Consider the following 21,272-nt stretch of genomic DNA (forward strand, 5'->3'; position numbering starts at 1 on the left):
TGGGGTGCCTCACACCTGAACGATTCTCACACCTGAACGAGTTTCGCAAGTTCGCTTCGGTGGCTGAGCGAGAGCTTCTCGCATGCGCGGTAGATGTGTCCCTCGACCGTTCGCACCGACAGAACCAGCCGGCGAGCGATGTCCTTGTTCGACAGCCCTCGGCCCACCAGCACAGCGATCTCGCGTTCACGATCGGTCAACGGAAGCGGGCGGGCGGCCTTCGCGAGAGCCGGTGTGGTGGCACCATCACAGCGGGAGGCGAGCCAATGCGCCCTCGCTGCCGCGGTGAGTTCGCCCCGCCGATCGTTCGACCGCGAGTACGCGGTTGCCGCCTGCGCATAGGTGTCGGCGGCCGCGATGAGCGCTCCGACCCGTTCGAACTCGGCCGCCAGCCCGTCCAGGACCGGGCCGTCTGCCTTCATCAGGGCCCGCGCCCGTGCGCTCGCAACTTTTGCGAACGGGCCGTCGACGAGTGACTCGAGGTCGCGGAGCCGTTCGGTGGTCGAGTAGTCACCGAACGTCGTCGCGACGTCGAGCGCGATGGCTTCGACCGCGAACTGACCGGACGCCGCCGCCAGCTCGGCGCCTCGCCGCGCCGCCTGCGCCGCCGCGGACACCTCCCCGGAAGCTCCCACCACCCAGGCACGAGCGATATCGATGAGGGGATCGAAAAACGCCAGTTCTGGTCCCGAATGCCGTTCCGCAATCGCCAGGGCGGTAGCGGCATCATCGGGCCGGCCCTGCGCGGCTCGCACCTGGCACAGACTGACGGCTGCGAGCAGCACCCACTCCGACCGTGTCTCGCGGTCGAGGACGGCCAACGCCTCCGTCAGGTGTGCGGCAGCGTCGTTGAGGCGGCCACCCATCAACTCCACGATTCCGGAGGCCACGTCGGCCAGCGCCGCGCTGTTGGGTTGGCCGGCCGCGAGGTCGCGGTAGCGGGCCGCGGTGGCCTGCGCTGCGGAGAGCCGTCCGACGACCGTGAGGGCCTGCACCTCGAAGTATCCGATGTGGAAGCGCAGCAGGCCGTCGCCGTGCGAGATCGCTTCCCAAGCCGAGGCGGCGAGCGCGCCTACCTCGAAGCCTCGCCCGGACACGGTGAGCGCGGCGACACCGGCGAAAACGGCACTCGAACGGGCCCACGGGTGCGCCTCGGGAGCGGCGCCGACCTCCCGCGCGAGAGCGATCGCCCCGTCAAGGCGGCGGTCGTACAGGTGCAGGACAGCGTCGAGCGCAACCACCGACACTCGAAGCACCGGATCGGTGATCCGCCCGCGCTCGCGTTCGAACAGCGCGACGGCGTCGCGGGGGCGCCCCGCCTCGAGATAGAGGTTGGCCACTCGCGTCAGCAACCACCGTGCCACGTCGTACTCGCACAGGTCATTCGGGTCGACCGCGGCGAACACCGCCTCGGCCTCGACGCCCATCCCCTGCCACATCAGGGCCCGCCCCAGCGCGAACGACGCGTCGAACCCGGCACCGAGCCGTACCGCGGCAGCCGCCAAGCGGGCACCCTGCTCGAGGCTGCACATCGCAATGGCGTCCTCGGCGCCCCGGACCAACAGGTCGCAGTCGGGTTCGACGCCCGATTCCATCGCCAACTCGGCGATCCGCATCGAAGTCACGACACCGGGGTCGGGCGACACCCGCAGCACCTCGACGAGGCGCCGCTTGATGCGTTGCGAGGCGAGCAACCCGGTACGGTCGCGGATCACCTCGCCGAACAGCGGGTGCGCGAGCCGCACGACGTGGGAGTGACCCACGTCGCGCACCCTCACGAGGTCCATCCGCTCGGCCTCCTCGATGGACCGCCGACTGACCAGCTCGCTGAGTACCTCCAGCTCGAGTGGCTCACAGAAGGCGAGATAGTCGACGACGTCGAGCGCATCTTGCGGGGTGCGCGCGAAACGCGACTCGAGCAGCGACGCGAGTGCCGGAGAGATACCCGGTCGGCCCCGCAGCTGCCACACCCCACCGGACTTGCGGAGCGTCCCACCATCGAGGGCGCTTTCGACGAGATGACGCAGGAAAAGCGGATTTCCCTCCGACTCCTCCCAGATCGCGTCGGCGCTGAACCGTTCGACCGGTGCCCCGAGCACGGCGGCCAGCTCTTCGTCCATCTCCTCGCGCGTGAACGGCTGCACGACGAACGGTGTGAGCAGGCCGTCCTTCCAGAGCGCCTCGATGGCCCCCGGCACGGCTGCTCCGCTGCGGACCGTCACCACCAGCCGCGCATCGCGGCCGACCGCCAACTGGTGGACCAGCCCCGCGGAGAACTCGTCAAGCAGGTGGGCATCGTCGACCCCGACGATGCCCACCCCGCCGTCTGGAGCGAGGCCGTCGTCGGCGAGCACATCTCGCACCGCGCGGAGCGCGACGACGGGGTCACGTGACGTCGTCCGCGCGAGGTGCGGCGCAAAGGCACCGAGGGGAATGTTCTGCGTCGATTCGGTTCCGACTATCCAGCGCGCGTCACCGGTCAACGAGCCGACCAATTCGCGAGCCATGGTCGTCTTCCCGACTCCTGCGGAACCAACCAGGACCACCCCGCAGGACTTGCCGTCGCGGAGCAGTTCCTCTGCGTCCCGGAAAGCGGCTCTGCGATCCAGGACGGGCCAGAGACCGACCATGCTTCGAACGATAATCCTCTGTGGCGACAGTGCGTAGTGATCGACCGAACACGCAACCAGGGAGTTACCGCACGGTCAGTCCGTGTCAGTCCGCGAGCGAGGCCACTTCCTGATCCGTGAGCGTGGTCTGCGGGGTACGTCCGGCGTCACGAATCAGTGCCACAGCCCGGTACAGCGGACGTTCCTCCAAGCCCGCTCCGCGAGCCTCGGCTCGCAACTGCTCGATCAGCACCGACGCGGCCGCGGCGGCGGGGACAAGCTCACTGGCCGAGAGTGCGTCGGCGAGCTTGCGTAACCCCAGCACGTCGAGTTCGCGTCCTCCGCCGGCGGCATACAACGCGAGCGGCACGGTCTGAGTGGCTCGACCGTCGCCCAGCCGGATCGCTACCTGACTGATTCGCGTCGACCGCACAACGAACTCGACTGTCACCGCACGCGACAGCTGCACACGACGGTGACGCAGACCGTTGGAGGCATGAAGCACGGTTCCGTCCAACCAGATCCGACGGCGTGTTGCCAGCCATGCCGACACCGAGGTGGGCAGGGCAATCACCAGACCGACCGCGAGAGCGACCGGTACCCCAGCGAAGGCCGCGACGACACCGCCCACCACGAGGCCGATCAGGATCGCGACCACCGCGACCCGCCGCATGCGCGGGACGAGCATCGACGCCGGGATGAGGTCGAGGGAGTACTCTTCCCGGTCCCGGCCCCCGGCATCCGAACCCGGCAAGTCAGGCCCCGCCAAGGAGTAGCCCTGTTTGCGCGACGACGTCCTCCAACGGCACCGAGACCTGCTCACCGGTCCCGAGGTTCTTCACGCCGATGGTGCCGGCCTCGAGATCCTGGTCGCCGAGCACGAGCGCGAAGCGTGCACCCGAGCGATCGGCGGCCTTCATCGAGCCTTTGATGCCCCGGGCGCCGTAGACCATGTCGACCCGGATCCCCGCTGTCCGCAACTCCTGCGCGATCGTCACCATCCGTGCCTTGGCGGCATCACCGAGCGGAACGCCGAACACCTCACAACGCGCAGGGTTTCCCGCGGACTTGCCTTCAGCCGCGAGGGCCAGGACCGTCCGGTCCACGCCGAGACCGAACCCGATGCCCGACAGTGGCTGGCCACCCAGATCGGCCATCAGGCCGTCGTATCGTCCGCCCCCGCCGATACCGGACTGCGCGCCCAGGCCGTCGTGCACGAACTCGAACGTCGTCTTGGTGTAGTAATCCAGACCTCGGACCATACGCGGGTTGATCACGTAGGGGACCCCGAGCGCATCGAGGTGCGCCAGCACTTGATCGAAGTGTGCCTTCGCGCTGTCCGACAGGTAGTCGAGCATCAGCGGCGCGTCCGCCGTCATCTCGCGGACGTCCTTGCGCTTGTCGTCGAGCACGCGCAGCGGATTGATCTCGGCGCGGCGACGAGTCACCTCGTCGAGATCGAGCCCGAACAAGAACTCCTGCAGTCGTTCCCGGTACTGGGGACGGCACGTGTCGTCACCGAGTGAGGTGATCTCGAGACGGAACCCGTCGAGCCCGAGCCCGCGGAATCCGGCGTCGGCGATCGCTATCACCTCGGCGTCGAGTGCCGGATCGTCGACACCGATTGCCTCCACACCGACCTGCTGCAGCTGCCGGTAGCGGCCCGCCTGGGGACGCTCGTACCGGAAGAACGGGCCGGCGTAGCTCAACTTCACCGGTAGCTGGCCGCGGTCGAGGCCGTGCTCGATCACGGCCCGCATTACGCCCGCAGTGCCCTCGGGACGGAGCGTCACCGAGCGGTCGCCGCGGTCTGCGAACGAGTACATCTCTTTCGAGACGACGTCGGTCGACTCACCGACACCGCGCGCGAAGAGGCCCGTGTCCTCGAAGATCGGTAGCTCGATGTGCCCGTATCCGGCCAGTGCGGCAGCGCGGATCAGCCCGTCGCGGACCGCGACGAACTCCGCAGACTGCGGCGGCACGTAGTCGGGAATGCCCTTCGGGGCCGAGAAGGTGCTGACGCCTGGCTTACTCACTGGCTCAGTTTTCCTTACTAGGAGGCGGTCAGTCCAACGAGGAACGGATTGGTGGCGCGCTCTTGGCCGATCGAACTCGCACCGCCGTGCCCGGGCAGGATCGCGGTCGTGTCGTCGAGGACGAGGAGCTTCCGCGCGATCGACCGCAGCAACTGCTCGTGGTTGCCACCGGGCAGGTCGCTACGGCCGATCGACCCCTGGAACAAGGTGTCGCCGGTGAGCGCGATCTGCAACGGACCGTCCTCGGTGGCGATCTCGGTTCGCAGCACCACGGAACCCTGCGTGTGACCCGGCGTGTGGTCGACGACGAAATCGATACCGGCCGTGGAGAACTCGGTGCTGTCACCCAGATCGATCACCTCGGCCGGCTCACGGAACTCGATCCCGGCAATGAACTGGTTCATCGTCGGACCGATGCCACGACCGGGGTCGGTGAGCATGTAGCGGTCCTCGGGGTGAATGTATGCCGGGATCCCGTAGCGCTCACACACCGGCGACACCGACCACGTGTGATCCAGGTGACCGTGCGTGAGCAGGACTGCCTTGGGTTCGAGGTCCGACTGGGACAGGAACTGCGCCAACGGCTCGACAGCGTCCTGCCCCGGGTCGACGACGACGCACTCCTTCGCGTCGTCGTGCGCGAGGATGTAGCAGTTGGTCTGGAACATTCCGGCCGGGAATCCGGTGACGAGCACGTTGTCAGCTCCTAGGGTACGGGTCGATCTCGGGACCGAAACGAATCGAATACAGCCTAGGCGTTCGCCCCTGAAGCATCTTCTCAGGTTGGAGTGGCAGACTTTGTCGGGCTCACGGACAGTGGCGGACGCCACGCGTCCGATTACGCGAGATCACGGAAACAAACCGAACCAGACGTACGGGAGGACGACTGCAGTGCCGAGCAATCAGCAGCGCCGGGAGGCGGCGAAACGGAAGCTGGAACGCCAGCTCGAACGGCGCGCCGCACGCGCACGCAAGCGCAAGCAGTTGGCGATCGTCGGGTCCATCGTCGGCGTCATCGTCGTCGTCGCGGTCGGAGCGGTCGTCGTGGTGCTCTCGGAACAGGACAAGGGGGGTGCGACCGAGAACCCCGGCGAGACGCCGACTGCCGCCGCGCTTCCCACTGCCCGCGCCGAGGCACTGCCGAACCTCGTCAACTGCACATACACGACGACCGGTGACGCCGCCAAGCCGAACACGCCGCCTCGCAGCGAAGGCATCGACACCACCGTCACCACCGTCAGCGCGAGCATGGAGACCTCGCAGGGCAATATCGGACTGACCCTCGACAACGCCGAATCGCCTTGCACCGTGAACAGCTTCGTGAGCCTCGCGCAGCAGGGGTACTTCGACGACACCGAGTGCCATCGACTCACCACCAATGATTCCCTGAAGGTTCTGCAGTGCGGTGACCCCACCGGATCCGGCATGGGCGGACCGGGTTACCAGTTTGCCAACGAGTTCCCCACCGACCAGTACGCCGTCGACGACCCCAACGTACAGATGCCCGCGACGTACCCTCGGGGCACGGTCGCGATGGCCAACGCCGGTCCGAACACCAACGGCAGCCAGTTCTTCCTCGTCTACGGTGATTCGACGCTGCCTCCGCAGTACACGGTGTTCGGCACCGTCGACGAGACCGGACTCGCGACGCTCGACAAGATCGCGGCTGCCGGAGACGATGGATCGAATTCGACCGGGGACGGCAAGCCCAACTTGCCCGTCGAGATCACGAGCGTGAGGCTGGACTGATGAAGCGCACAGCACTCGTGGCGGCCGGACTCGGCGTCGCCCTCGCACTGACCGCCTGCTCGAACGACAACGCCGACTCGTCCGAGGCTGCGAGTTCGCCGACCACGTCGAGCATGTGGACGACCCCCGCCGCACCGTCGGTCGACATGTCCCGGTTCGGCTCGCTGCCCGCCGTACCGACGCCGACCGTGCCGTCGGTCGATTGCAGCTACGACACCGCTGCAGGCCCGCCCGCGAAGCCGGTTCAGCCGCCGAACAGCGGCGGGATCTCCGACGAGGGCACCATCGACATTGCCCTCACCACGAACGAGGGCCCGATCGGGCTGACGCTCGACCGCGCGGCCGCCCCCTGCACCGTCAACAGTTTCGTCAGCCTCTCCGAGCAGGGATACTTCGACGACACGCCCTGCCACCGCCTGTCCACCGACCCTGGACTGCAAATCCTCCAGTGCGGGGACCCGTCCGGCACGGGTACCGGCGGACCCGGATACGCCTACGCCAACGAGTATCCGACCAACCTCTACTCGCCGACGGACCCGGCTGCCCAGCAACCGCTGGTGTACCCACGCGGCACGATCGCGATGGCCAACGCCGGGCCGAACACCAACGGCAGCCAGTTCTTCCTCGTCTACGCCGATTCCCTGCTGCCGCCCCAGTACACGGTATTCGGCACGATCTCCGAGGAGGGCCTGGCCACGATCGAGAAGATCGCAGAGGCCGGCGACGACGGCTCGATGGCCGCCGGCGGCGGCGCGCCCAATACGCCGGTGACCATCGAGACCGCGGCCGTCGGCTGACCCAAGGTCCCTCCGAAGCGGTCCCTCGTACGCTCTCCGCGTTCGAGGGACCCCTTCAGCCGTGCCAGGGACATCGGCGGAAGGACATCAGCGAAAGGGCACCGACGAAAGGGCACGGGCGACAACGAATCCCCGCATTGATCAAGGCATCCCCGAAGCTGCGGGTCGCGCATGCCATAGTGACTGGATGCGGTCGACCTGCTCCCTCTACATCGATACCGGGTACCTGCTCGCTTCTGCTGCGACCCGCGTCACCGGCACCTCGTTACGCAGCGGGATCCACGTCGAATACTCCCCGCTGATCAGCTCACTCGTGGCCGCCGCTGAGGCCCGGTCGGGCCTGCCATTGCTCCGGGTGCACTGGTACGACTCAGCCAAGAACGGCGTCCCCGATGCACAGCAGGAGCGCATTGGCGAGCTCTCCAAAGTCAAGCTCCGGCTCGGGCGGTTCGGCGTCAATGGCGAGCAGAAGGGAGTCGACCTCCGCATCGGCCTCGACCTAGTGGCCCACGCACGCAATGGTGCATCCGATGTGTTCTTCCTCGTGTCGGGCGACGACGATCTCACCGAAGCGGTCGAAGAGGCTCAGGTACACGGAGTCCAGGTCGTGCTACTCGCCGTGCCAACCGTCGACGGCAAACCGCATGGCGTGAGCCGGCACCTGATCCGGGCCGCCGACGAGCTCGACAGCATTGACGACGCGGCGGTCGATGCTGCAGTGATGAAGGTCGATCGCCAGCCCCTGCCTGAGCGGATCCCGCCAGAACCGACTGCTGCGCCGACTCGGCCCACCGTCACGGTGGCTCGGTCGGTCGTCCGGACCCCTCTCGACCTCGCCGCCATTCCCCAAGGTCCAGCCGCGCCACGCCCTGCAAGTGTGCTCGCCTACAGCACCTCGACCGGATCTCCCGGCCGAGCGCTACCTGGGTACGGCGACGGCGACGGCGACGGCGACGGCGACGGCGAGCAGGATCGATTGATCGATGAGGTCGTGATGCGGGTCCTCGCATCGTTCAAGGAGAGCGCTACCTCTGATGACAAGCTGGAACTGAAGCGCGCGAGGCCCTCGATTCCCCGCGACATCGATCGCGCGCTTCTGTTGGATGCCGCCGTGGTGATGCAGAACTACGACTTGGACGAGGGGGTTCGGTACCGGTTGCGTTCACGCTTCTGGGAAAAGCACGACGAGGCCTGAGCCACGCCAACTCGATCAACGAGTAGCGACCGTACCCTGCCTGGGCTCAGGCCGCGGACGTGACGCGATAGACGTCGTAGACGCCCTCGACGTTGCGCACGACGTTGAGCACGTGACCGAGGTGCTTCGGATCGCCCATCTCGAACGTGAATTTGCTGATCGCGACGCGGTCACCCGACGTGGTCACCGAGGCCGACAGGATGTTCACCCTCTCGTCCGCGAGCGCCTTCGTCACGTCCGAGAGCAGACGGTGCCGGTCGAGGGCCTCGATCTGGATCGCCACGAGGAACAGCGACGACGGGGACGGCGCCCACTCGACGTCGATGATCCGCTCCGACTGCTGCCGAAGTGAGGTCGCGTTGGTGCAGTCCGTGCGGTGCACGCTCACCGCACCACCACGAGTCACGAAGCCCATGATCTCGTCGCCGGGAACCGGCGTACAACACTTCGCGAGTTTGGCGACCGTCCCGGGTGCGCCGGGCACCAGAACGCCCACATCACCCGTGGCGGGGCGGCTGGTGGGAATGGTCGACGGCGTGGACCGCTCGGCCAGTTCCTCCTCGACCGCACCGACGCCCCCGAGGTGCGCAACCAGACGCTGCACCACGTGCTGGGCCGATGTGTTGTGCTCGCCCACCGCCGTGTACAGCGCCGACACGTCTGCGTACCGCAACTCGTGCGCGATCGCCGACATCGACTCGGCATTCATCAAGCGCTGCAACGGAAGTCCGCCGCGACGGACCTCCTTTGCGATCGCGTCCTTACCGGCCTCGAGTGCCTCTTCGCGACGCTCCTTCGCAAACCACTGGCGGATCTTCGTCTTGGCCCGCGGCGACACCACGAACGACTGCCAGTCCCGGCTCGGCCCGGCGTTGGGGGCCTTGGACGTGAAGACCTCGACGACTTCACCGTTCTCGAGCGTGCGCTCGAGCGCGACGAGACGGCCGTTGACGCGTGCACCGATACAGCGATGCCCCACCTCGGTGTGGACGGCGTACGCGAAGTCGACCGGCGTCGACCCGGACGGCAGCGTGATCACGTCGCCCTTCGGGGTGAAGACGAAGATCTCCTTGACCGCGAGGTCGTAGCGCAGCGACTCGAGGAACTCTCCGGGGTCGGCTGCCTCGCGCTGCCAGTCGAGCAGCTGGCGCATCCACGCCATGTCGTCGACCTCGGCGGCGTCTCCGGAGTGCCTTCCCTTGGTCTCCTTGTAGCGCCAGTGCGCGGCGATACCGAACTCCGCGGTGCGGTGCATGTCCCGCGTGCGAATCTGCACCTCGAGGGGCTTGCCCTCCGGTCCGATCACGGTGGTGTGCAGCGACTGATACACACCGAACCGCGGCTGTGCGATGTAGTCCTTGAACCGGCCCGCCATCGGCTGCCACAGCGAGTGCACGACACCCACCGCCGCGTAGCAGTCACGAATCTCTTCGCACAGGATCCGCACTCCGACCAGGTCGTGGATGTCGTCGAAATCGCGGCCCTTGACGATCATCTTCTGGTAGATCGACCAATAGTGCTTGGGCCGGCCCTCAACATTGGCGTTGATCCGCGACGCCGACAGCATCGCGTTGATCTCCGCCCGCACCTTCGCCAAATAGGTATCGCGTGAGGGCGCCCGGTCCGCAACCAGCCGCACGATCTCCTCGTACTTCTTGGGATGCAGAATCGCGAACGACAGGTCTTCGAGCTCCCACTTGACGGTCGCCATACCGAGCCGATGCGCGAGCGGGGCGATCACTTCCAGTGTCTCGCGGGCCTTGCGAGCCTGCTTCTCGGGCGGCAGGAATCGCATGGTCCGCATGTTGTGCAGACGGTCCGCGACCTTGATCACCAGCACGCGCGGATCGCGAGCCATCGCGATGATCATCTTGCGGATCGTCTCGCCCTCGGCGGCGGACCCGAGAACCACCTTGTCGAGCTTGGTGACACCGTCGACGAGGTGTGCGACCTCCTCGCCGAACTCCGCCGTCAACTCCTCGAGCGAGTAGCCGGTGTCCTCGACAGTGTCGTGCAGCAGCGCAGCCACCAAAGTTGTGGTGTCCATGCCCAGCTCGGCCAGAATGTTTGCTACCGCCAGCGGGTGGGTGATGTACGGGTCGCCCGACTTCCGGTACTGCATCGCGTGCCGCTGTTCGGCGACGTCGTATGCACGCTGCAGCAACGACAGGTCTGCCTTGGGGTACAGCTCCCGGTGCACCGCGACCAACGGTTCGAGCACCGGCCTGATCGGGGCGTTCCGCTGGCCGGTGATCCGGCGGGCGAGGCGGGCCCGGACACGACGCGACGTCGACGCTGACGCCGGCTTGTCGGCGGGAGACGTCGCGCCGGTACTCACCACACTCTTGCTCTGGGACCGGTCCAGATCGTTCTGGGGCCCATCAAGATGCTGCGTCATGCCTGTGTCACCTCCTGCCCCGATGTTGCGGACGGTTACTCGGAACCCGGTAGTGCTGGTACACCAACAGGCACAACTGTAGTCCTCAGACCCGGATTAGCGACGTGACCGGGTATCGATCGAGGCGCGCCCGGCCACCGAGCTCCTCGATCTCGAGAACGACGGCAACACCCACGACCTCCGCTCCCGCTCTGGTGAGCAGCTCAGCGGCCGCGAGCAGTGTGCCGCCGGTCGCGAGCACGTCGTCGATCACGAAGACGCGTCGCCCGCGGAGATCTGGCGCATCACTCGGAATCTCGAGCGTCCCCGTGCCGTACTCGAGCAAGTAGCTCTGCGAGTGCACCGGAGGGGGCAGCTTGCCGGCCTTGCGAACGGCGAGCACCCCGCACCCGAGTTCCATCGCGACGCCGCCACCAAGGAGGAACCCGCGCGCATCGACGCCGGCCACGATCTCGGCACCGACTCCGACCGCCGCCAGCCCCTCGATCACCGCACGAAAGCCGGGACCGTCCGCGAAGACGGGGGTGAGATCGGCGAAGCGGACACCCGGCGTCGGAAAGTCGTCGCACCACCGGGTCAGCCGGGACACCGCCCCCTCGGCCTGCTCGAGCGCGTCGCCGCGTGTGGGGTTCGCGTCTTCGGGGGCATCCATCGGAGAAATCACCTGAGAAGTATCCACTTGTCCATGTTCCAGCCCGCACCGGACCTCGTCGGATTGGGCACCACCGCGTTCGTCCCCTTCGAATACGCGGTGGTCCGAGGCTGGTCGAACAGCGGTATCGTCGGCATCTCGTTCCACAGGATCGCCTCGGCCTCGCCCAACAACGACATCCGGGCCGCGAGCGACCCGTCGACCGCGAGCTGGTCGACGATCTGGTCGAACCGTTGGTGCGAGAAACCACCGAAGTTGTCACCGTTGCCGGACCGCAGTGCGAACGACGCGTCGGTTGGCACACTCGAGCCGCCTGCCCCCGAAACGGAGGCCGTGCCGGCAAGTACGGCATCGGCCTGACCGGCGCCGAGGGCGCTCGGCCGGAATTCCGGTGAAGCGACATCCACGACGTTGATGCCCGCACCCGCACACGATGCCGCGATCTCGCGGACCGTCTGAGCGCGCCGCTCGTCGGGACCGAGGTAGCCGATGCGCACCGTCAGGTTCGGCTGCTCGATCGACTCCCGGGCCGCTTCTGCCCCGGGAATATCCGGGTCGGTGTAGATGCCGCCCTCGGCCGCGACCGCCGACTGGTAGAACATCGTGTCGGGCGCGGTGATCCGGGAGTCGACGACGCCCGAGCCCAGGCCGCCCGTCACCTCGAAGCCGGGATGTCCGAACTCGTCGTACAGCTGCTGTCGGGGCAGGCACAAGGCGAACGCCCGACGCGCTTCGACGGCACCGAACGTCCCATGGTTCGCGAGCACGAGTTGCTCGACGTTGCGCGAAGGCTCATCAACGACATCGAACCTATCGCCCAGGTCCAGGCCGGCGATCGAACCTGCACCGACGTCGACGACGTCGATATCACCGTCATCGATGCGTGCTTGCACGTCCGAGCCCTTGGGCCACACCACGATCCTGGACGTCGAGGGCTTGTTCCCCCACCAGCGCTCGTTTTCGACCAGCACCAGCCCGCCGTCCTCGGTGTACGAGTCGATCCGGTACGGGCCAGACGACGGCAGTTTCGTCAGGTCCAGCTCGCCTGGGACGAGCCGCCAGCCGGTATTCCAGAAGTCCGCGATTCGTCCCACCGCGTCGTTGTCACCCGAGACGATCGCGCCGACCACGTTCGGCAAGCCTGCCGCCTGTGCGGCGACGTGGGCTGGCATCAGGTCGGTGGCACCGAACAACGAGCGCCAGTCGAGGAAGGACCGGCCCGGTTTGAACACCACCGTCGCATCCTTGGCACCCGGCTCGCAGTCGACGCGGTCGATATCCGCATAGCCGGCCCGGGTCGCGGCGTCGAACATCGGCACAGGCCCGTTCTCCGTCGGCCACGTGAAGCGCCCGCTGCCGGCCGCCCAGGCGAGGACCAGGTCGTCGCACACGACGGGAACACCGTCGGAGTACACCGACGCCGGGTTCAGCCGGTACTCGACGGTGAGTGCGTCGCCTGGGACGACGCTGGCGGAACCGAAATCGGTGTCCGTCAAGGGTGTCCCGGACGGGCCGATGTAGTTCATCCCAGTCAGTACCCGACCGAAGGCCGCAGCCGCGCCGGTTGCTGCCCCCTCCGTTGTGTTGGCGTTGTAGGTCGTGACGACGTTGTCGATCGCGTACCCGAGGGACGGCACCTGGTTGGCGGATCCGGCGCAGGCTACGGCGCCCGCCCCCACCGCAGCCGCGACAGTCATGGCACCGATCGCCTTGGCCACGCGGCGACCGGATCGGCGTGGGGTATTCATTCGTTCAGCGCCTCTTTCAGTGCCTCTTCTTGCTGCGCTTCCCCACCGGCCGCTTCCCCACCGGCTGAGCCCCCGGCCGCGGCGCCGAGCCGGCGGCCGCGCGAACGCGCGGCGCCGGGCGCCCGGCTGCGGCGTGCTGAGTGCCGGCCGCAGCATCGGCCCGCTTGGCGAGGACCTTCTTGGTGTGTGCCGCCACCGGGCCCCACCGCTCCTTGATCGAGACCAGCAGCGGCGTTGCGAAGAAGATCGACGAGTAGGCGCCGACGACGATGCCGACGAGCAGTACCAGCGCAAGATCCTTGAGGGTGCCGACGCCGAGCAGCCACACCGCGACCACCATCAGACCCACGACGGGCAGGACCGAGATGACGGTGGTGTTGATCGAACGCATCAACGTCTGGTTCACCGCGAGGTTGGCCTGCTCGGCGAAGGTACGCCGGTTCAGGTGCAGGATTCCACGCGTGTTCTCCTCGACCTTGTCGAACACGACGACCGTGTCGTACAGCGAGAAACCGAGGATCGTGAGAAGGCCGATCACCGTTGCCGGAGTGACCTCGAATCCGATCAGCGAGTACACACCGGCCGTGACGAGGATGTCGAAGAACAGCGCGCAGATTGCTGCTATCGCCATGTCACGCTCGAACCGGATCGCGATATAGATGCTCACGATCACCAGGAACACCACAAGTGCGATGAGTGCCTTCTCGGTGATCTGACCACCCCACGTCTCGCTGACATCGGCGACGCTGATGGCGTTCCTGGACACGTCACCGTCGGTGTTCTGCGGCTGGAAGGCGTCGAACAGCGCGTCCTGCAGTGCGGCGACCTGCCCGGCGTCGAGCGCTTCGGAACGGATCTCGATGGACGAACCCGATCCGGAGCCGACCGTCTGCACCGATACCGGACTCTCGCCGAGGGTGTCGGAGTACACCCTCTCGACCTGCGTGGTGCTCACGTCCGCTGGAGTCGGGAACTGAACTCGGGTACCGCCCTCGAACTCGATGCCGAGCGTGAAGCCCCGCACAAGGATGCTCAGCAGCGACAGCGCGACGATCGAACCGGTCAGCAAGTAGTAGAACCTGCGTCGGCCGACGACCTCGAAGCCCCCGGTTCCGGTGTACAGGCGCTGCAGCCAGCTGTGGTGCGGCAGCGCCGTTCGGTCTTCGCCGACTTCGGTGACGGCCTCTGCCTGGGTCACCGCGGAGGTGTTCGACTCACTCATGCTCATGCCTCCTCGGAGACCGCTGCGGCGGCCATCTTGCGTTCGCGGGCGACCTCCTGGACCGCGCCGAGTCCGTTGACGCTCGGCTTGGACCAGAACCGGGACTTCGATGCCATGTACACCAGCGGCCAAGTCACCAGGAACACGACGACCACATCGAGGATCGTCGTCAGTCCCAGCGTGAAGGCGAAGCCCCGGACCTGCCCGATCGCCAGCGTGTACAGCACGGCGGCCGCGATGAAGCTGACGGCGTTGCCGGAGAGGATCGTGCGACGGGCGCGGGCCCAGCCACGGGGAATGGCCGAGCGGAAGCTGCGGCCTTCACGCATCTCGTCCTTGATCCGTTCGAAGAACACGACGAACGAGTCCGCCGTCATGCCGATACCGATGATCAGACCGGCGATGCCGGCGAGATCGAGGGTGAAGCCGATGTAGCGCCCGAGCAGAACCAGAATCGCGTAAACGACGAGGCCTGAACTGAGCAGCGACAAGGCGGTGAGAAGACCCAGCATGCGGTAGTAGATCAGGCAGTAAATGAGAACCAGAACGAGGCCGACGGCACCCGCGATCAGGCCGGCCTCGAGCGACGCCAGGCCGAGAGTTGCCGAGACGGTCTCGGCCTCCGACGCCTGGAACGACAACGGCAGCGAACCGTACTTGAGGGTGTTCGCGAGTTCCTGAGCCTGGCTCTGCGAGAACTGGCCGGTGATGGAGGTCGCACTGCCCACGGGAGTCGCGCCCTGCACGACGGGTGCGCTCACGACCTTGGAGTCGAGAGTGAAGGCAGCCTGGTTGCCGATGTTCGTCGAGGTGAACTGCGCCCAGGTGGAGCTGCCGTCGGACTTGAAGCTCAGGCTCACCTCGTAGCGGGACTGTTGGGTGTTGAAGTAGGAGCTCGCATCCGAGATCTCCTGGCCGTCGATGATGCTCGGGCCGAGCAAATAGACCCCGGTGCCATCGGTCGAGCAAGCCACGAGCGGCAGGTTCGGGTCGTCGTTACCCTGCAGCGGATCTGGAGCAGAGCAGTCGAGGGTCGCCATCGTCTGCTGCTGGACTGCGGGGTCCTCGCTCTGCCTGGTTTCCTTGGCCTTCGCGATCTCGGCGGCCGCGGCCTCAGGAGATCCGGGCACCGGCGCCTCGGACGGCTCTGCCGCTGGCGCCTCGGACGGCTCTGCCGCTGGCGCCTCGGACGGCTGTGCCGGAGCAGGTGTGGGAGCCGGGGGATTCTGCGCCGGGAAGGGGCGCTGCTGCGGTGCGGGAGTCGCCTCGGGCTCGGACGGGACCGGAGCCTGCGTCGCGGGATTCTGCACCGGCGCCTGCTGGGCCCCCGGAGCAGCCGCTGCTTGCGAACCGAGGACGGGCCGGATGTAGAGCCGCGCCGTCTGCCCCAATGACCGTGCCTGCGAGCTGTCTTCACCCGGAACCGTGATCACGAGGTTGTCACCGTCGACCACGACCTCCGAACCGGATACGCCGAGCCCGTTGACGCGGGACTCGATGATCTGCTGGGCCTGACGGAGGCTGTCCTGGCTCGGCGTACTGCCGTCCGGCGTGCGAGCCGTGAGGGTGACGCGAGTCCCACCCTGCAGATCGATCCCCAGTTCCGGGGTCGGGGACTTGTCGCCGGTGAAGAAGACCAGCGCATACAGCGTCGCGACGATCACCGCGAATACGGTGAGCGAGCGCACTGGGTGCACCGATCCTGTCGAAGGTGCCACGGTTTGTCTGTCTCCTCGATACGTGCGGTTCGGATGGTGACGCAAAAGGGTGATGACGCAGAAGGGTGGTGGCGCTCGAACCAGCCAGGCGCGAACGCGCCCTCGTCGAGACAGGTTCGGCGACCTGCCGACGAGGGCGACTACCGCACTACTCTCCGTTCAGACGACGCTGCGTTTCGTCCGGCGTCTCGTCGATGTAGTCGTCATCGGCGTCGTCGGCCGTGTCATCGACGAGATGCTCACGGACGATCATGCGCGTCCACGTGGTGACCACACCAGGCGCGATCTCGAGATCGACGGTCCCGTCGTCGAGACCCACAACGGTGGCGTGCAGGCCTGCAGTCGTCATCACGCGGTCACCGACCTGCAGGGAGTCCTGAAGTTCGGCGGTCTTCTGCATCTCCTTCTTCTGGCGGCGGATGCCGAGGAACATCGGCACCAGCAGGGCAAGGATGAGAAGGGGAAAGAGCAATTCCATCTGGAAGTCAGTCCTCGGTTTCGTCACATAGGGCGTTACACACAACTACGAGCACGGCCCGGGGCGGTACCGTGCTCCTCCCAGTGTGCCACCTGGAGCCCACTGGAAAGGAAGATAGTCAACGATCCCATTTCGCTCATATCGAACATTCGCTCATATCGAACACGGCCAGAACGCGCTCGTCCAGCGGCGGGGCCTCAGGATTCTGGCCGCTCCCCGTCGAAGAGATCCAACTGCGGTTCGCGTGGGCGCACTTCTATACCCCCCATCGCGGCGTCGGGAGGCGGGGTCAGCCCCAACTGGGCCCACGCCGCCGCCGTCGCGACCCGGCCACGTGGAGTGCGGGCGATCATTCCGGCGCGCACCAGGAACGGCTCGCACACCTCCTCCACCGTGCTCGGCTCTTCCCCGACCGCGACCGCGAGCGTCGACACCCCGACCGGACCACCACCGAAGCTACGAACCAAGGCGCCGAGAACGGCGCGGTCCAGACGATCCAGTCCAAGCGGATCGACGTCGTACACCGCGAGAGCTGCCTTCGCGATGTCGCGGGTGACGACGCCGTCGGCACGAACCTCTGCGTAGTCCCGCACACGACGCAACAACCGGTTCGCGATACGGGGCGTGCCGCGTGATCGACTCGCGATCTCCGCGCCGGCCTCCTCACCGAGATCGACACCGAGAATGCCCGCCGAGCGCAGCAGAATCCGCTGCAGCTCCCCCGGCTCGTAGAAGTCCATGTGGGCGGTGAACCCGAAACGGTCGCGCAGAGGGCCCGTAAGCGCACCCGACCGAGTTGTCGCACCGACGAGCGTGAACGGCGCGATATCGAGCGGAATGGACGTCGCACCCGGCCCCTTGCCGACGACCACGTCGACGCGGAAGTCCTCCATCGCGAGGTACAACATCTCCTCGGCCGGCCGAGCTATCCGGTGGATCTCGTCGATGAACAGCACGTCGCCCTCGACCAGGTTGCTCAACATCGCAGCCAGGTCGCCGGCCCGCTCCAACGCCGGACCCGAGGTCAGCCGCAGCGAGGTCCCGAGTTCGGCGGCGATGATCATCGCCATACTCGTCTTGCCGAGACCGGGCGGGCCCGACAGGAGAATGTGATCCGGTGTGCCGCCACGCATCTTCGCGCCCGCCAGCACCAACTGGAGTTGCTCGAGCACGCGCGGTTGACCGATGAAGTCGTCCAGGTCCTTCGGCCGCAGACTGGCCTCGATCTCACCGTCCGACGCGACGAAGTCGGCCGTGACGGCGGATTCGTCCCCCGACTCCGTATCGAAGTTCATCGTGTCTTACCCAGCAGTGCGAGTGCCGATCGCAGCACCGTGGCCGTCGCGGCATCCGGGTTGGTTGCAACGACGGTGTCCGTGGTCTTTTCGGCCTGATCGAGACGGAAACCCAGTCCCGTCAACGCTTCGACGACCTGACCGCGCACCGCACTCGACGTGCCCGACGCCGCCCCTGGCATCTCGCCCGCGCCGGGCTCCGCGACGACCTTGTCCCGAAGTTCGACGACCATGCGCTCGGCACCGCGCTTGCCGATGCCCGGGACCCTGGTGAGGGCGGTCACGTTGCCCTCGGCAAGCGCGCTACGCAGTGCCTCCGGCTCGAGCACCGAAAGGATTGCCATCGCGAGCCGCGGACCGACGCCGGAGACCGTCTGCAGGAGGCCGAACAGCTCCCGCGATTCGTTGTCGGCGAAGCCGTACAGCGTCATCGAGTCCTCGCGGACGATCATCGACGCCAACAGGCGGGACTCCTGCCCTCGGCGAAGCGTCGCCAGCGTGGCGGGAGTCGTGTTGAGCCGGTAGCCGACGCCTGCAGCCTCGATCACCGCGTGGTCCAACCCGATCTCGACAACCTCACCTCGTACCGAAGCGATCATCTGTCCCTGCCTTTCCGGCCGACTTGCCACCGCGGTCCGCCCTGGTGCCCTTGAGCCGCATCTCGTATCGCCGCTTCTGCTCGGCCGCTACGGCCTCCGCGGCAGCAATCCGATCGAGCATCGGGGCGCGCCAACAATGACAGACCGCAAGCGCGAGCGCGTCGGCCGCGTCGGCGGGCTTTGGCGCGGCGTCGAGTCCCAGGATCCGGGTGACCATCGCGGTGACCTGCTTCTTGTCGGCGCCTCCACTACCTGTAACCGCGGCTTTGACCTGGCTCGGTGTATGGAAGCACACCCGAATCCCCCGTTTGGCGGCTGCGAGCGCCACGACCCCGCCTGCCTGCGCGGTACCCATCGCTGTCCGCACATTGTGCTGCGAGAACACCCGCTCGACCGCGACGACGGTGGGCCGGTACCGGTCGAGCCAGTCATCGACCGCATCCGAGATCCGTAGCAGGCGAGACGCGAGTTCCATGTCCGGCGGAGTGCGCACGACGTCGACCGCGACCGGCTTGACGTCACGCCCCCGGCCAGCATCCACGACACCGAAACCGCACCGCGTAAGACCGGGATCGACACCCAGAACACGCACGCGCCCACCTCTCGCACTATCTCCGAACAGCTGTTCGATCATAGCGGAGGTGGGCGCATGATCGCCGACCAACACGCAGTTGGTGCACCGCCTGCGACTAGGCGTCGAGTTCGGCGAGGACCTCGTCCGAGACGTCGATATTGGTGTAGACGTTCTGGACGTCGTCGGAGTCCTCGAGCGCGTCCACGAGCTTGAACACCTTGCGCGCGCCGTCCGCATCGACCGGCACCTCGACGGATGCTCGGAAGTCCGGGTCAGCCGACTCGTACTCGATGCCTGCCTCGACGAGTGCGGTACGAACCGGAATCAGGTCACCGGCCTCGCAGACGATCTCGAAGGACTCGCCAAGATCATTGATCTCTTCGGCGCCGGCCTCGAGCACGACTTCCAAGAGGTCGTCCTCGCTGCGACCATTCTTCTCGAGCATCACGACGCCCTTGCGGGTGAACAGATAGGAGACCGAACCGGGATCGGCCATGTTGCCACCATTGCGGGTCATCGCGGTCCGCACCTCGCCGGCAGCGCGGTTGCGATTGTCCGTGAGGCACTCGATGAGAACCGCCACGCCATTCGGCCCGTAGCCCTCGTACATGATGGTCTGCCAATCGGCGCCGCCGGCTTCCTCACCGCCACCGCGCTTACGGGCCCGCTCGATGTTGTCATTGGGGACCGAGCTCTTCTTGGCCTTTTGGATGGCGTCGAACAGCGTCGGATTACCCGCCGGATCGCCGCCACCCGTGCGTGCCGCCACCTCGATGTTCTTGATCAGCTTTGCGAACATCTTGCCGCGCTTGGCGTCGATCACGGCCTTCTTGTGCTTGGTGGTGGCCCATTTGGAGTGGCCGCTCATTCGTGGGAGCCCCTTCCTGCAGCATCCCGTGGGCAGATACGACAAATCCCACGGCAAACGACTGCACAATTGTCGGAGGCTCGATGCTACCTGTCTGCGTTCAGCCACCGGGTACGCCGTATCCTCGGGGAGGTCACGATCTGGTTGAAGTTGCGGTGTTTCGAGGACAGCTGATCCGGCGCAATGCAGCCTTCCAGGAACAGCCCTGGTGTGACCTCGAGTACGGCGGAAAGGCATTCTTGCGTGCGGGGGCATGCGGAAATGCGAACGCGGAGATCGTTTTTTGGGGGGAAGGCGAGCGAATGCGCATTCAGCGACCAGGATTCACCAGACGTTTGCGGCAGCGATTGATCGCGATTGCGGCGGCGACTCTCCTGCTCCCCACTCTCGCGGTCGTCAGCGGTACCTCGATGGCCGGCGCCGTTCCCAAGGGCGGCTACGAGGAGGTCTTCGTCGACTCGACGATGGGGCCGATCAAGGTGCAGATCCAGTGGGCCGCCCGCGGCGGCAATGCTGCCCTGTATCTGCTCGACGGCCTGCGCGCCCGCGACGACAAGAACGCGTGGTCGTTCGAGACGAATGCTCTCCAGCAATTCCGCAGGGACAACATCACGCTCGTGATGCCCGTCGGCGGCCAGTCCAGCTTCTATTCGGATTGGTACGCACCCAGCAATATCAACGGACAGAAGATCACCTACAAGTGGGAGACCTTCCTCACCGAGGAACTGCCTGCCTACCTCGCGACCCGGGGCGTCTCCCGGTCCAACAACGCCGTCGTGGGTCTGTCGATGGGCGGCTCGGCCGCACTGACGCTGGCGGCATACCACAAGGATCAGTTCAAGTTCGCGGGCTCCTTCTCCGGCTATCTCAACATCTCTGCACCCGGCATGCGTGAGGCGATCCGTGTCGCCATGCTGGACGCCGGCGGCTTCAACGTCGACTCGATGTGGGGTCCGCCGTGGAGCACTGCGTGGCTTCGAAACGATCCGTTCGTCTTCGCCCCACTGCTTCGTGGGACCTCGCTGTACATCTCGTCCGGTAACGGCCTCATGGGCGAGTTCGACAACCCGGTCGGCTTCGTCGGATCATTCAACACCTCGACTGCGATGGGCCTCGAGGCGATCGCATTGGCGAACACGAGGGCGTTCCAGCTGAAGATGGACTCGCTCGGCATCCCTGCGACATACGACTTCACCAATGCCGGAACGCACTCCTGGGCGTATTGGGCCGAAGAGCTGTGGAAGGCACGCCCGCAGATCCTCCACGCCCTGAACGCTCAGTGGTCCTGAACGCCCAGTGGTCTTGAACGCCCAGTGGTCTTGAACGCCCAGTGG

Annotated in this window: 18 protein-coding genes; 4 read left to right on the top strand and 14 right to left on the bottom strand. The window is 66.5% G+C overall.

Features of this window, described 5'->3' with window-relative positions; all coding sequences use genetic code 11:
• Positions 1 to 26: 26 nt before the first annotated feature.
• From EF834_RS09950 to EF834_RS09965, 4 genes are all read right to left on the bottom strand, one after another.
• Positions 27 to 2,630, bottom strand: coding sequence for a helix-turn-helix transcriptional regulator (locus EF834_RS09950; RefSeq protein WP_127947044.1), 2,604 nt, complete (start codon positions 2,628 to 2,630; stop codon positions 27 to 29).
• 85 nt (positions 2,631 to 2,715) lie between these two features.
• Positions 2,716 to 3,297, bottom strand: a complete 582-nt coding sequence (locus EF834_RS09955) for a hypothetical protein (RefSeq protein ID WP_127947336.1) — start codon at positions 3,295 to 3,297, stop codon at positions 2,716 to 2,718.
• A gap of 67 nt (positions 3,298 to 3,364) precedes the next feature.
• Positions 3,365 to 4,645 (bottom strand): histidine--tRNA ligase, encoded by a 1,281-nt coding sequence (gene hisS, locus EF834_RS09960; RefSeq protein WP_127947045.1) that lies wholly within the window; start codon positions 4,643 to 4,645, stop codon positions 3,365 to 3,367.
• 17 nt (positions 4,646 to 4,662) lie between these two features.
• A complete protein-coding gene (locus EF834_RS09965; RefSeq protein WP_127947046.1) occupies positions 4,663 to 5,340 on the bottom strand; it encodes an MBL fold metallo-hydrolase in 678 nt (225 codons plus the stop codon).
• A gap of 196 nt (positions 5,341 to 5,536) precedes the next feature.
• Here EF834_RS09965 and EF834_RS09970 point away from each other — a divergent pair, with 196 nt between their 5' ends.
• The 3 genes from EF834_RS09970 to EF834_RS09980 all read left to right on the top strand — a co-directional run bounded on the left by EF834_RS09970 (position 5,537) and on the right by EF834_RS09980 (position 8,386).
• Positions 5,537 to 6,394, top strand: a complete 858-nt coding sequence (locus EF834_RS09970; protein WP_127947047.1) for a peptidylprolyl isomerase — start codon at positions 5,537 to 5,539, stop codon at positions 6,392 to 6,394.
• Positions 6,394 to 7,191: a peptidylprolyl isomerase gene (locus tag EF834_RS09975; RefSeq protein ID WP_127947048.1), complete on the top strand. Its 798-nt coding sequence runs from the start codon at positions 6,394 to 6,396 to the stop codon at positions 7,189 to 7,191. Before EF834_RS09970 ends, EF834_RS09975 begins: the two co-directional genes overlap by 1 nt.
• A 187-nt stretch (positions 7,192 to 7,378) precedes the next feature.
• Positions 7,379 to 8,386, top strand: coding sequence for an NYN domain-containing protein (locus tag EF834_RS09980; protein WP_127947049.1), 1,008 nt, complete (start codon positions 7,379 to 7,381; stop codon positions 8,384 to 8,386).
• A 46-nt stretch (positions 8,387 to 8,432) separates the two neighbouring features.
• On the opposite strand, the gene EF834_RS09985 is transcribed toward EF834_RS09980, so the two are convergent.
• The 10 genes from EF834_RS09985 to EF834_RS10030 form a co-directional block, all read right to left on the bottom strand.
• On the bottom strand, positions 8,433 to 10,784 hold the full coding sequence (locus EF834_RS09985) for a RelA/SpoT family protein (RefSeq protein WP_127947050.1): 2,352 nt from the start codon (positions 10,782 to 10,784) through the stop codon (positions 8,433 to 8,435).
• 85 nt (positions 10,785 to 10,869) lie between these two features.
• Positions 10,870 to 11,436: an adenine phosphoribosyltransferase gene (locus EF834_RS09990; protein ID WP_127947337.1), complete on the bottom strand. Its 567-nt coding sequence runs from the start codon at positions 11,434 to 11,436 to the stop codon at positions 10,870 to 10,872.
• Positions 11,437 to 11,444: 8 nt separating this feature from the next.
• On the bottom strand, positions 11,445 to 13,184 hold the full coding sequence (locus EF834_RS09995; RefSeq protein WP_127947051.1) for an ABC transporter substrate-binding protein: 1,740 nt from the start codon (positions 13,182 to 13,184) through the stop codon (positions 11,445 to 11,447).
• 16 nt (positions 13,185 to 13,200) lie between these two features.
• Positions 13,201 to 14,412, bottom strand: coding sequence for a protein translocase subunit SecF (secF, locus tag EF834_RS10000; RefSeq protein WP_164874110.1), 1,212 nt, complete (start codon positions 14,410 to 14,412; stop codon positions 13,201 to 13,203).
• Positions 14,409 to 16,124 carry a protein translocase subunit SecD gene (gene secD / locus EF834_RS10005; protein ID WP_164874111.1) on the bottom strand — a complete coding sequence of 572 codons (1,716 nt, stop codon included), beginning with the start codon at positions 16,122 to 16,124 and terminating at the stop codon, positions 14,409 to 14,411. Before secD ends, secF begins: the two co-directional genes overlap by 4 nt.
• A gap of 148 nt (positions 16,125 to 16,272) precedes the next feature.
• Positions 16,273 to 16,602, bottom strand: coding sequence for a preprotein translocase subunit YajC (yajC, locus tag EF834_RS10010; RefSeq protein WP_127947053.1), 330 nt, complete (start codon positions 16,600 to 16,602; stop codon positions 16,273 to 16,275).
• Positions 16,603 to 16,799: 197 nt separating this feature from the next.
• Entirely contained in the window at positions 16,800 to 17,897 is a 1,098-nt protein-coding gene (gene ruvB, locus EF834_RS10015; RefSeq protein WP_127947054.1) for a Holliday junction branch migration DNA helicase RuvB, read from the bottom strand.
• Positions 17,894 to 18,496, bottom strand: coding sequence for a Holliday junction branch migration protein RuvA (gene ruvA, locus EF834_RS10020; RefSeq protein ID WP_127947055.1), 603 nt, complete (start codon positions 18,494 to 18,496; stop codon positions 17,894 to 17,896). The genes ruvB and ruvA overlap by 4 nt, the downstream gene beginning before the upstream one ends.
• Positions 18,474 to 19,088 (bottom strand): crossover junction endodeoxyribonuclease RuvC, encoded by a 615-nt coding sequence (gene ruvC / locus EF834_RS10025; RefSeq protein ID WP_235871092.1) that lies wholly within the window; start codon positions 19,086 to 19,088, stop codon positions 18,474 to 18,476. The genes ruvA and ruvC overlap by 23 nt, the downstream gene beginning before the upstream one ends.
• Before the next feature lie 97 nt (positions 19,089 to 19,185).
• Entirely contained in the window at positions 19,186 to 19,938 is a 753-nt protein-coding gene (locus EF834_RS10030; RefSeq protein ID WP_127947056.1) for a YebC/PmpR family DNA-binding transcriptional regulator, read from the bottom strand.
• Between the two features lie 302 nt (positions 19,939 to 20,240).
• On the opposite strand from EF834_RS10030, the gene EF834_RS10035 reads away from it, so the two are divergent.
• Positions 20,241 to 21,227, top strand: a complete 987-nt coding sequence (locus tag EF834_RS10035) for an alpha/beta hydrolase (protein ID WP_127947057.1) — start codon at positions 20,241 to 20,243, stop codon at positions 21,225 to 21,227.
• The last annotated feature ends 45 nt before the right edge of the window (positions 21,228 to 21,272 follow it).

The organism is Rhodococcus spongiicola, from assembly GCF_004011835.1.
GTDB lineage: Bacteria > Actinomycetota > Actinomycetes > Mycobacteriales > Mycobacteriaceae > Prescottella > Prescottella spongiicola.

Coding starts and splice junctions, on each gene's coding strand:
- EF834_RS09950 (WP_127947044.1), bottom strand. CDS start 2,630: ATGGTCGGTCTCTGGCCCGTCCTGGATCGCAGAGCCGCTTTCCGGGAC.
- EF834_RS09955 (WP_127947336.1), bottom strand. CDS start 3,297: ATGCTCGTCCCGCGCATGCGGCGGGTCGCGGTGGTCGCGATCCTGATC.
- EF834_RS09975 (WP_127947048.1), top strand. CDS start 6,394: ATGAAGCGCACAGCACTCGTGGCGGCCGGACTCGGCGTCGCCCTCGCA.
- EF834_RS09980 (WP_127947049.1), top strand. CDS start 7,379: ATGCGGTCGACCTGCTCCCTCTACATCGATACCGGGTACCTGCTCGCT.
- EF834_RS09985 (WP_127947050.1), bottom strand. CDS start 10,784: ATGACGCAGCATCTTGATGGGCCCCAGAACGATCTGGACCGGTCCCAG.
- EF834_RS09990 (WP_127947337.1), bottom strand. CDS start 11,436: ATGGATGCCCCCGAAGACGCGAACCCCACACGCGGCGACGCGCTCGAG.
- EF834_RS09995 (WP_127947051.1), bottom strand. CDS start 13,184: ATGAATACCCCACGCCGATCCGGTCGCCGCGTGGCCAAGGCGATCGGT.
- secF (WP_164874110.1), bottom strand. CDS start 14,412: ATGAGCATGAGTGAGTCGAACACCTCCGCGGTGACCCAGGCAGAGGCC.
- yajC (WP_127947053.1), bottom strand. CDS start 16,602: ATGGAATTGCTCTTTCCCCTTCTCATCCTTGCCCTGCTGGTGCCGATG.
- ruvB (WP_127947054.1), bottom strand. CDS start 17,897: ATGAACTTCGATACGGAGTCGGGGGACGAATCCGCCGTCACGGCCGAC.
- ruvA (WP_127947055.1), bottom strand. CDS start 18,496: ATGATCGCTTCGGTACGAGGTGAGGTTGTCGAGATCGGGTTGGACCAC.
- EF834_RS10030 (WP_127947056.1), bottom strand. CDS start 19,938: ATGAGCGGCCACTCCAAATGGGCCACCACCAAGCACAAGAAGGCCGTG.
- EF834_RS10035 (WP_127947057.1), top strand. CDS start 20,241: ATGCGCATTCAGCGACCAGGATTCACCAGACGTTTGCGGCAGCGATTG.